13 protein-coding genes are annotated in these 8,764 nt (G+C 43.2%); 12 read left to right on the plus strand and 1 reads right to left on the minus strand.

Annotation, left to right across the window (positions count from 1 at the left end; all coding sequences use genetic code 11):
• Positions 1–17: 17 nt before the first annotated feature.
• On the minus strand, positions 18–935 hold the full coding sequence (murB, locus tag ACI1P2_RS29770; protein ID WP_355326999.1) for a UDP-N-acetylmuramate dehydrogenase: 918 nt from the start codon (positions 933–935) through the stop codon (positions 18–20).
• A 165-nt stretch (positions 936–1,100) separates the two neighbouring features.
• Between murB and ACI1P2_RS29775 the strand changes: the two genes are divergently transcribed.
• The 12 genes from ACI1P2_RS29775 (at position 1,101) to ACI1P2_RS29830 (ending at position 8,760) form a co-directional block, all read left to right on the plus strand.
• Entirely contained in the window at positions 1,101–1,814 is a 714-nt protein-coding gene (locus ACI1P2_RS29775; protein ID WP_355327002.1) for a class I SAM-dependent methyltransferase, read from the plus strand.
• Positions 1,815–1,895: 81 nt separating this feature from the next.
• Complete coding sequence (locus tag ACI1P2_RS29780; RefSeq protein WP_355327004.1) at positions 1,896–2,270, plus strand: hypothetical protein; 375 nt, start codon at positions 1,896–1,898, stop codon at positions 2,268–2,270.
• Positions 2,271–2,360: 90 nt separating this feature from the next.
• Positions 2,361–2,810: a hypothetical protein gene (locus tag ACI1P2_RS29785; protein ID WP_355327007.1), complete on the plus strand. Its 450-nt coding sequence runs from the start codon at positions 2,361–2,363 to the stop codon at positions 2,808–2,810.
• An 88-nt stretch (positions 2,811–2,898) separates the two neighbouring features.
• On the plus strand, positions 2,899–3,345 hold the full coding sequence (locus ACI1P2_RS29790) for an Hsp20/alpha crystallin family protein (protein ID WP_355327010.1): 447 nt from the start codon (positions 2,899–2,901) through the stop codon (positions 3,343–3,345).
• Between the two features lie 18 nt (positions 3,346–3,363).
• Positions 3,364–3,588, plus strand: a complete 225-nt coding sequence (locus tag ACI1P2_RS29795; protein ID WP_355327013.1) for a hypothetical protein — start codon at positions 3,364–3,366, stop codon at positions 3,586–3,588.
• Positions 3,585–4,064, plus strand: coding sequence for a spore germination protein GerPC (gene gerPC, locus ACI1P2_RS29800; RefSeq protein WP_408976380.1), 480 nt, complete (start codon positions 3,585–3,587; stop codon positions 4,062–4,064). Before ACI1P2_RS29795 ends, gerPC begins: the two co-directional genes overlap by 4 nt.
• 58 nt (positions 4,065–4,122) lie before the next feature.
• Positions 4,123–4,461, plus strand: coding sequence for a hypothetical protein (locus ACI1P2_RS29805; RefSeq protein WP_355327019.1), 339 nt, complete (start codon positions 4,123–4,125; stop codon positions 4,459–4,461).
• 388 nt (positions 4,462–4,849) lie between these two features.
• Positions 4,850–5,404: a hypothetical protein gene (locus ACI1P2_RS29810; protein ID WP_355327022.1), complete on the plus strand. Its 555-nt coding sequence runs from the start codon at positions 4,850–4,852 to the stop codon at positions 5,402–5,404.
• Between the two features lie 99 nt (positions 5,405–5,503).
• Positions 5,504–5,755 carry a hypothetical protein gene (locus tag ACI1P2_RS29815; RefSeq protein WP_355327025.1) on the plus strand — a complete coding sequence of 84 codons (252 nt, stop codon included), beginning with the start codon at positions 5,504–5,506 and terminating at the stop codon, positions 5,753–5,755.
• Positions 5,756–6,101: 346 nt separating this feature from the next.
• Complete coding sequence (locus tag ACI1P2_RS29820) at positions 6,102–7,127, plus strand: hypothetical protein (protein WP_355327028.1); 1,026 nt, start codon at positions 6,102–6,104, stop codon at positions 7,125–7,127.
• Positions 7,128–7,265: 138 nt separating this feature from the next.
• On the plus strand, positions 7,266–8,150 hold the full coding sequence (locus ACI1P2_RS29825) for a S8 family peptidase (RefSeq protein ID WP_355327031.1): 885 nt from the start codon (positions 7,266–7,268) through the stop codon (positions 8,148–8,150).
• Between the two features lie 7 nt (positions 8,151–8,157).
• Complete coding sequence (locus ACI1P2_RS29830; RefSeq protein WP_355327034.1) at positions 8,158–8,760, plus strand: hypothetical protein; 603 nt, start codon at positions 8,158–8,160, stop codon at positions 8,758–8,760.
• Positions 8,761–8,764 lie beyond the last annotated feature (4 nt).

Genomic DNA, 8,764 nt, shown 5'->3' on the forward strand with positions numbered 1-8,764 from the left:
GCTTATTTTTTTCACTCTTAATTTTCCTCACCAAGAACGATAACCTCGGTTTCCAGGCTGACGTCAAACTTTTCCCTAACCGTTTGTCTGACCAGATCGATTAAAGCCAGATAATCCGTGGAGGTTGCGTTATCGATATTCACGATAAAGCCCGCATGCTTGCGGGACACCTCGGCTCCCCCAATACGCACCCCCTGCAGCTGGCAGTCCTGAATCAGCTTTCCGGCAAAATAGCCTGGCGGCCGCTTGAACACACTCCCGCAGGACGGATACTCCAAAGGCTGTTTTGAGCTTCTGGCGAGGGTCAATTCCTCCATTTTACTTTTAATTTCCCGGACATCCCCTCTTCTGAGCCTAAACCTTGCTTCCAGAATAATATAGTCTTCTTTCATAAAGATACTGCTGCGGTAGTCAAGCTGCAGATGCTCTTTGTCCAGCTCCAGAATTTCCCCGGTTGGGGTGAGTGCGGTGACGCTCTCAATAACATCCGCAATTTGTCCTCCATAGGCCCCTGCATTCATAAATAATGCTCCGCCGATACTGCCCGGAATACCGCAGGCAAACTCCAGCCCCGTCAATTCATAGCGCAAAGCCGTGTTGGACACTTCGATCAAGGCCGCTCCGCTTTGTGCTGTAATCACATCATCGTCCGCCAATTTGATTTCATTAAAATGAGCGAGGGACAAGGTTACACCGCGAATCCCCCCATCCCGTACGATGACATTCGATCCATAACCAAGAATCGTTAACGGAATCTCATGAGCTCTTATGATCTCGACAAGAGACTGGATTTCACCGACCGTATAAGGTCTGACAAAAACGTCGGCTGCTCCCCCTAATTTGGTGTATGTGTGATTTTTTAAGGGTTCGGAATATTGGACCATGCCGAGAGCTTTGTTTTCAAACAATTTTCTGTAGGTATGCAAGATTATCATGTACTCCTCATTCTTTGGTCTTTGGTAAAACGTTTGGTTGCAGTTCACATCATGCAAACTCAAAACATATATCGAAAGTATACCATAAACGTTTGTCATTTACGGTTATCGGTCTGACGGAATTATTAAATACATGTAAGGAGAAATGCTGTGAAATATCTTGATATGTTAGAAAAATTGGGTGTTATCGGTGCACATCCCGGGGGGCTGGAAAAAACAAGAAAATTGATTGAGACCATGAATATCCCTGCGGGCTCCAAAATTTTAGAGGTAGGCTGCGGAGCCGGCGAGACCGCCTGTTTCCTTGCCTCAGCCGGCTTCGAAGTGAGCGCACTGGACAATCGTCCGCGTTTTTTGCAATTGGCCGAAGAGAGAGCATACATGAGGGATGTAACAGTCAACTGGGTCGAGGCAGATATTGAAAACATGCCTTTCCCTCCAGACAGCTTTGATGCCGTGCTTGCGGAATCTGTAACCCTGTTCACCAGCATTCAGACAGCATTTGATGAATATTTCCGTGTATTAAAACCGGGAGGTGTGCTGGCGGATTGCGAAATTGTGTTGAAGCATGATATGCAGCAGGCAACAGCACAGCAGATTACGGAATTTATGGATCTTGACGGGTTATATAAAGTTGACGAATGGATTCAGTTTATGGAGAATTCCGGATTCGTGGTTAAGCAGCCTGTTGAAAGGACCGAGCTTTGGGACCCAGATCAATTTGCGGAGGGGCAAAAAGTGGATACGTCCCTGTTTTTGGACTCAGCCGTTTCCCAAGCGGCCGCAATGTACTTTGAACTTATGATCAGCAACTTTCACTATTTTCAGAATGGCATGTTTATCGGCAAGAAATTCGATGCAAAAAGAAAATTTAATTAGCCGGGAGCACGGACAGATATCCAAGCGCTGTGTTTATATGCATCATACATTGGCATTAATTAAAAAAGGAGGTGCCTTATAATGCAGATGATTGCCCGGTACCCGGTGTCTAACGAATTGATCGAACCCCATGTTGGACGCCCCGTTGTAGCTATGTTACACGACGGAGAAATGGTCTGCGGAGTCATTGACCGTGTACATGACGGACATCTTTTCATGAAGCCCGTTCACGGTGTGCCTGAAGCTACGATCCAGAGTGTAAAAAAGTCTATGAAAAAGTCGGTTGGTCCAGTGTCTAAACGCCCCGAGAAATTGCAAACAAAAGGCTTTGCGGGAGGATTTGGGGGTTATCCTTACGGATATGGGCACGGCAACTTCGGTTGGGGAGCCGGCTGGTGGTTGATTTTTCCATTATTCCTGCTTACTGCCCTCGCAACCGTCCCATTCTTCTGGTAAAAAACGATTTGGCCTGTAATCTGTGCCCGATTTTGCAGCCAGCTTACAGGCTGTTTACTTTTCAGACTCTTGAAAGGAAGCTGATAAACGATGGCCAAAAAGCCTGCTGTCGCGAAAAACCCCGTTGTTACGAAAAAGCATGCAAGTCAATGGATCGGTCACCCTGTTTATGTAGTATTGCAAGACGGAAGCTATTATGCCGGTTTTGTTACTGACGTTAAAAATGGCGAATTGTTGCTGTCCGGAGCCAGAGGCGAGGGAAAGTTAAGCCCCTCTTCCCTTGAAGACAAGGCGCAAATATCCGGACTATTAGGGGCCATGCTTGGAGGAGGCGGCGGGGGATTTAATCCGCTTAATATGCTTAATATGCTGGGTTCCGGCGCAGGACAGCAAGCAGGCGGCGCGGCGGGTGGTGCTGCAGGAGGAGCACCGGGAGGCGGAGCTCAAGGAGGCGGAGACTTCTTGGGGAAAATGATCCCCAATATCCGGCTTGGGCTCAACATGCTGCAAATGATCATGCCTATTTTCCGCTTCCTTTAATCCCCTCTTCCCTGGAAGCAACATACATTTAACGAACCGCCCTCACATATAGATGTAAAAAGCTTTCCCAAAAAGAGTGGTGACAGATATGGATGACCAAGCGAGACAAAATCCAATGAAGGATTTGAGCGCCTTTCACAATCAGGCCAGCGAGGTGTTGGGGGAAGAGTTTTGGCAGGATATGGCCGGACTTATCCCCAATACCGGTCCACGGATTGATATTTATTACACCTCGACCGAAGTAGTTGTACTGGCGGAAATTCCGGACCTTCACTCGCAGGATCAAATCGGCATTTTGCTGGAAGGGCAAACGCTGGTGCTGGAAGGCGAAATTCCCCGCCTCTACCCTGTGACCGACAACCGGATTACACAGGAAGAGCGTTTTTTTGGCCGTTTTCGGCGCTCCCTCACCATGCCAAAACCCGTCTCAATGAAGGGCATTCAAGCAAAGTATCACCGTGGACTGCTTACAGTGGAGCTGCCGATTGACCTAAGCTTGCAGCAAGCCTCTATCCCGATCGACTTCGAATCCTAACGCAAGAGGAGGGAGAATATGGTACGAATCGTCTTTCAGGATCTGCAAATCCATACCATTTCCAACTCGTCGGGACTTTTCTCCGGAATCAACAGACAGTGGAAGTATCGTCATACGGCCAAAGCAAATCAGGCATTTGGAAAAGTGACCGGAACTCATACCATGATTTCCAACCTGAAAATATCCCTTGACGACCATGACCGGGTTGACTCCTACACCCTGGGCAGGACATCTAAACCGTGAGCCCCTGGTTTGGCAATAAAAAACGCCGTCCTCCAGATCCGGCCCAAAAAATGATCAAAGAGCTCGACACCCGTTTTCGTGATCTGGATGACCGTTTCCGCAGGATCCAGGAAGAACTTGAACGCCTTTCCGCCAGTTCGCCGCAGATCACCATTGAAAATGTACATATCCATCAGCCGGTCTTGGAGAAAATGGAATACCGTTTGGACGGATTGGATATCGAGAATCTGAGCGGCTCGCTGAATCTCGGCAACAATTTTGGCGCAAAAATGAACCCCGATTCCTTTGCGGCGAAGCCGAATTCAACGAAAAAAACAAAGCCGCAAACGTCTGCCTCTGGCGACAAAGCCAATCATGCCACCCATTCCCCCCAGCAGCCTGAGCATTCCGACCCGGGTCTGTATCGCACGCCATCCGGCTTCAAAGTAAGAAAAACGTCTATCGACGTACATTCACAGAAGACAGACCGCGCTTAGCGGTAGTTTTTCTTGCGATTATAGAAAAAAATAACTACATTGCTTGGAGGTGCCGGCCATGTCGTCCTTTTTATCCCCGCAATTTGTCATCGGCTCCATTCGCATCGGTTCTGTTGAGAACGCCGCTTGCATCAATATGGGCAATAACTGGCCGACCGGGTTTGAGAGCCATCAAAAATTGACACAGGGCTTCGGTTCAGTCAGCGGAGACCGGAACGTGGTTTCCGGGATTCGCTCCCTGCTGAACGATTCCGATTTCCTCGATATGCTGAATATGTCCGATACCGAGATCCCTGAATGGCTGCAGAAATTAATGACGTCTACGAGCAATGCATCCACGAACGCCTCGGAAACTGACATTGGCAACATACCGGAACAGGTTCAGAACAGTGCTTAATTCACAATCCCGTAGAGCTTGTAAATTGTAGGCAAACCGCATTTGGCACAATATGCGGCCGTTTGGGGATTGACATGTTTACAGCCCTTGTCCAGTTTACCCGGTTCATCACAGCAAGAGTTTTTTACCGGAGTGCCACAATGGGTACAGAATTTATCCTTCTCTTCAGGAAGCTGACCGCAGCGAATGCATGGTACCTGCTTTTCTTTCTCACTCATAACCATCACCAACCCCGGGCTTTTACCCATAGCATATGATGGCATTTTTCATTGGTGACTCAGCGTTTCCTCTGCATACATAGGAATCAAGCTTCCTTTCAAGCTTCCATGACGGAGATTCAAGATAACGAAAATTTTGCAATGGCCATACGGCGGAGGAGGTCCGAAGTTTGTCCCAACAGAAAACCTGCGTCATTTTCAATAAACTGGTCGTCAATAATATTGAGAACTCATCAGGCATTTTTATCGGCACCAACCAGGCGCTCGGCTGGAGCACCTACGGGAAGACCAATCAAGGCTTTGGCACTCTCAGCGACTCCACCCTTACAAATTCCGTCAATGTGGTTTATGACCCGGACGCAATAGATGCCTCTGTAGAAGATGCAAGGGATATTACGCTTGTGGAAACCGCCAACGCGCTGCAGCAAAGCGCAATCGATTTCCAGTCCATCAATACCAATACATTGAATTCAGGCGCGGCCATTGATTTGGGACATAACAAGCAGCTCGGATGGAGAAACTCCAGAAAAGTAAATTACGGCACAGGCAAAAGCCTTGGCAGCAATTATTTAAAGCAGGTGGCCAGCCTTGTTTTGGATAACGATATTATAGACGCTCCTTCGCATACGCAGGAAAAAGTCACGGATGAGACGGAAGCGATTGAAAAAAACACCCGCATTGTGCAGAAAAAGCCTGCTGCTCCTGACGATAAAACCCATTCCTGACTGCATGGAGCCCTGCGCCATGGAAGATACAAAGTATGAATTGTAACTTTCAGGATTGGGCTGAATACCATGTCGGTATAGGCTATCGGGGGTGAGCATATGGCGGTTTTTATTACACTAGCGGCAGGCGCAATTAATGTGAATACATTGAACAGAGGCGGTGTCATTGCGGTAGGTGAAAACTCCCAGAGCGGATGGAGCCAGAACGGCAAGTCGAACTTCGGCAGCGGGCAATTATTTGGCGCCAATATCGAGGCAGGGTTTATATCCACTGTATTTGACAACGATATAATCGATAACCCGATCAGAACGATCGAACCTAACATAGCTCCCCAAAATCAGTCATTATGAAAAAAGGGAGTGCCCCCATCGACCAGGGGCACTCAGTAATTTTTAGGCACAAAGACTCATATAAAAGATCATTTGATGTTATTAAAAGGAAAAAATAGTTTATTTTTAAACATCAGATTTTAGGCTATCCAAAATTCCCAAATACACTGTTGTAATAGGAAAAATTAACAGTATGATCCCTTATGTCTTTAAGGGTCCCATTTAAAAAAAATTATATTTTATTAACAAAAAATCAAAAGGGTCCCATTTTCCTATTTTGTTTTTTTACATAATTTTGTAATATATAAGTGCCTTAGGAAATACGATTGGCCAATCAAAAAAAATAATTAAATTCTGTGGAGGTACAATGTCTAAAAAATTATTCATTCCTTTACTCAGTCTTCTTTTAACACTGTCTATTGCTCATCCGACATTCGCCCAAGAAAAGATTTCTTCCGAGGAAAATAACAAAATTTCTGAATTAGAAATTAATTATGATTTAGACAAAGGGCATGACAACAAATCCAAAGATGAAATAATTGAAGAGTTAGTGGATCTCGGCGTATCTATGAATGATGCAGAATATTATGCCAAACTAGATATACTTGCTGCTAGTCTTGAAAACAATGGCATAAAAATAAACTTTGATGAGGTTGAGTCCTATCCAAGCGAATACGCTTCTTTTAACATGTTAGATATCAGAGAAAAAGCATTAGAGCTAGATAAGCGTGCAATAAAAACCTTGTTCGAACAAAGTACCATTTTAGTAAGAAATAATGAAGAATTGCAGAGCAGCTTAGATAAACAATCCTTATATTCAGATAACAAGGCAACCATTAGATATCCTGATGGTAGTTCAATAACTAGGGTTTCTGAAGTGACTAAAATTAAGGATGACGATTCGTATACCACAGACACAAATTATCCTGGTCCGTGGGATAGTCCGTATGGTGGCAAAGATATGTATGAGCAACGCAATGTTTATGAATCAGGATCCTTTTATCAAACAAACGATGTAACTTTTTCTGGGGGAGCCTATTGGGCCACAATCAATAATACCTTTTCCTATCAGATAAGAAATAACGGCTCTACGAATACAAATAATTGGACAGCCCATTACCAAAATAGTCAGTCGGCTTCCTCAAGCAGTGGATTCGTAAGTGTCACAAGTGATAAACCTTATCATCAAGGCGAAACCGCGCGTGCAAACGAGTTTATACAAGCATACACTGAAGGTAGATTCGCGATAAGCGGATCTGTTGGAGGATCTGTGAGCTTCGCTGGAACATCTTTAAATATAAGTATTCAAGCTGGAGACAGCTGGCGTCAGTATGCAATAACAGAAGTAACTGGTTCACATATTTTGTTAGCCTGGGAAGCTTACTACTATTAATTTTCACTAAATTACTAAAACAATTAAACATATACAATCAAATTCGAACCTAATATGCCTGAAATTTTTCCAAATTGTTAATTTAAATTAGGGGGAATAAGTATTCCCCCTTTATTGTTTTTGTAGAAGAGGCTCTCAATGAAAATTTGTGTTATCCTAGCTCTTTTTATACTTATAAGTTGCTCTGTTAAAGACACATTTATTTTGCAAAGCGATTATAATGCCTCTAGGCTTATAATGTTTGGTACAAATAAAATCATCACACCAATTGGAACTCGTGAATATGAAAATGTTAAAATTGGCCTTATTGACGTTGGCATAACAACTCATCCTAATTTGAATTTGGTTAAATTATCCAATTCATTGAGTAACGATATTGGCCACGGTACAATCGTTGCTTCAATTATTGGTTCAAAGTCAACCCCAATAAATCCTTATAAGGGGTTGTTACCGGGAGCCAAAATATATGCTTATAATCTCAATTCTTATTTTTCTACAGATGATTTAATTTACGCAATACAAGCTATGATTGATAACGATGTTGATGTTATAAGCTTATCAATAAGCTCTCAGAAGTCGAGTATATCTTTAGAAAAGATAATTAAAAAAGCGGTTACTGAAGGAATTATAATTGTGGCTTCGGCTGGAAATTCCGGAATTGAGGAGAAATTGTATCCGTCTGCATATGATATACCGGAGGTAATTTCAGTCGGATCTTTAGATAATAATTATAATATTTCCGACTTTTCAACATATAATAATAATATTGATATATTTTTTACTGGTGAAGAAATAACTGCTATTGGTCCGAATGCTGGCGAGATAAATGAGTACTCTGGTTCATCGGTCGCCGTACCTTTTGTAACATCCTTAGTAGCTCTAACAATAGCCGTTTATCCAGATGAAACACCTTCCTATATTGTGAATCACCTTCTATCCCATACCGAATCTTATATGGCTAGGTGGAAAAAGACTAGTAGAGCTGTTAAAATACTAAACCTTAATAATTTATATAAGGAGTAAAAATTTTATGAAAACAGTAAAGAATGACTTGTTACTGTTAAGTGCAAGTATAGTGTTAATGATAACTTCAAGCTGTAATTCTTCTGCTGTAAACAGCAACAACAATTCTGATAACCCCGATAAAATGGAAAGTAGAGTGATAACAAAGCGCGCTAGTGAGTATAACGTCACTAACACAGACCTGGAGCAACTCATAGTTGATGGCTTAAAACAGAGAAAGGATATAGAAGTCCAAGCTGATAGACTTGTTCTCGATTATCCTTACTATTACAACGATTCAATTTTCTCGACATTTTTGATTGAAGAAGAAGCACCTAAGATAGGACTCGTTTATGCCGATTGGGTTGAAGGCGAATATAAGCTCCAGTTTATAGACTTATTTCCTGCAGACAAGGAAAATCCCTTCAGTGTAATTAGCACACATAGCAAATTATCTAATGATAAACAGAATTTCAAAGCTATTTTTGGATATATTGACGACAAATCTATAACTGGGATCAAACTGAATTATAAAGAGAACGAAACAACTTCCGTTAAGGTAGCGTCAAGAAGTTTGTGTATGGAAGATGTAGGGGTATTCAGTGGGACACTGAATACCGAGATTTTGTAATGTT

It is taken from the genome of Paenibacillus jiangxiensis, assembly GCF_046098255.1.
Classification (GTDB): Bacteria; Bacillota; Bacilli; order Paenibacillales; family Paenibacillaceae; genus Paenibacillus; species Paenibacillus jiagnxiensis.